1 protein-coding gene is annotated in these 1662 nt (G+C 64.9%); it reads right to left on the reverse strand.

What is annotated here, in order from left to right:
* Positions 1–14: 14 nt before the first annotated feature.
* On the reverse strand, positions 15–1199 hold the full coding sequence (locus tag O0K41_RS22200) for a mechanosensitive ion channel family protein (protein WP_219627547.1): 1185 nt from the start codon (positions 1197–1199) through the stop codon (positions 15–17).
* Positions 1200–1662 lie beyond the last annotated feature (463 nt).

Here is a 1662-nt window from a genome sequence, read left to right on the forward strand (position 1 = left end):
GCCAGCGTCCGGCACTACCGATCCTGTGGCTCCTCCGGCACGATCGCCGCCTCACCATCTTCAGCACCTGGCGAACGCACATCCGCAGTGCGTGCACGTGGACCACGCGGCATATCCAGCTCATCTTCGTGTTGCAGCCGCGCACGCACCTGCGGCAACGACTGCGGATGCTCACGTGCGAGGAAATCGAGCATGCGTTCGCGCACCAGGCAGCGAAGATCAAAGGCATCACCGGAACTGCGCGCGCTGACCAGCAGGCGCACCTGGATCGCGCGCTCGTTGGTTTCGGTCACCTGGGTCACGCAGACGCGCCCATCCCATAGCGCCTGGCCATGGCAGATGCGCTCCAGCTCGGCACGGATCGCCGCGATCGGTGCCCGATAGTCCAGCCACAGAAACGCAGTGCCGAGCAGATCGGCACTGCGCCGCGTCCAGTTCTGGAACGGGTTCTCGATGAACCAGGTCAAGGGCACCACCATCCGCCGCTCATCCCAGATCCGCACGACCACGTAGCTGCTGCCGATCTCCTCGATGCGTCCCCACTCGCCTTCGACGATCACCACGTCGTCCAGGCGGATCGGCTGCGTCAGTGCGATCTGCAGGCCGGCGATGAGGTTGCCGAACACCGGCTTGGCGGCGATGCCCGCCACCAGCCCGATCAGGCCCGCCGACGCCAGCAGCGCCGTGCCGATCTTCTGCACCATCGGGAAGGTCAACAGCACCAGCGACGCACCGAGCACGATGATGCCGCCCATCAACACCCTGCTGAGCACGCGCGTCTGGGTCTGGATGCGGCGTGCCTCCAGGTTGTCGGAGACATCGATGGGATGGCTGCGCAGGATCGCGCGCTCGCCCGCCGCCACCGCGCGTACCAGCAGCCAGACGAAGCAGGCCATCAATGCAATGTGGAGTCCGTGCTGCAGATGGCCCAGCAACGGATCCTGCAGCGGCGTCGCCTGCAAGGCGGGAATCAGCAGCAGCAGCGGCCACGCGGTGGCCAGCGGCAACCCGAGTACTCGACCGATACGCGCACGTCGGCGATCACGCCCTTTCAGCCGGTGATAGATCCACAGGATCAGCCACGCGCCTATGCCGCCCACCACTACGGCCAATCCCAACGGCCATGCGTAGGCCTGTGCGCTCTGCCAGTGCACCGTTGCCACCTCCAGTCGAACAACCAGGTGGACAGCCTCGCGCATGGCGCATGAGCGTCACGTCAGCCGTTCGTAAGCAGGGTGTTGGTCGGCAGGGCTTGCAGCCCTGCACCTGCGGTAGTGCCGGCCGCTGGCCGGCAACAGCAACAGCAACAGCGTGCATTCCGAGGGATGGCGGGGTGGGTCCGGTTGCGGGAGACGCCGTAAACCCATCCATGGGGGCTTGGCCGCGGCATCCATGCCGCGGACACTCCCGCAACCGGACCCACCCCGCCTTCGACAGATTCTTGCGATCTGCAGTAGATCCACGCCATGCGTGGATGAATCTCCATCGGAATCGAATATTTCGAATTGGAATCCAAAAGCATCCACGCATGGCGTGGATCTACCGTGTCGACCAAGATCGACACCTACCAACAGCCGCCGGAATCTGTCATAGGCGGGGCGGTGTCGGAGTGCGGGGTGTCAGCCGCATGGATGCGGCTGCCAAGCTTACAGGGACGTACTT

This window comes from Stenotrophomonas sp. Sm2128, assembly GCF_030985535.1.
Taxonomy (GTDB): Bacteria; Pseudomonadota; Gammaproteobacteria; order Xanthomonadales; family Xanthomonadaceae; genus Stenotrophomonas; species Stenotrophomonas maltophilia.

Bases quoted from the DNA above. Each gene is read 5' to 3' on its own strand.
- O0K41_RS22200 (WP_219627547.1), bottom strand. From the start codon at position 1,199: ATGCGCGAGGCTGTCCACCTGGTTGTTCGACTGGAGGTGGCAACGGTG.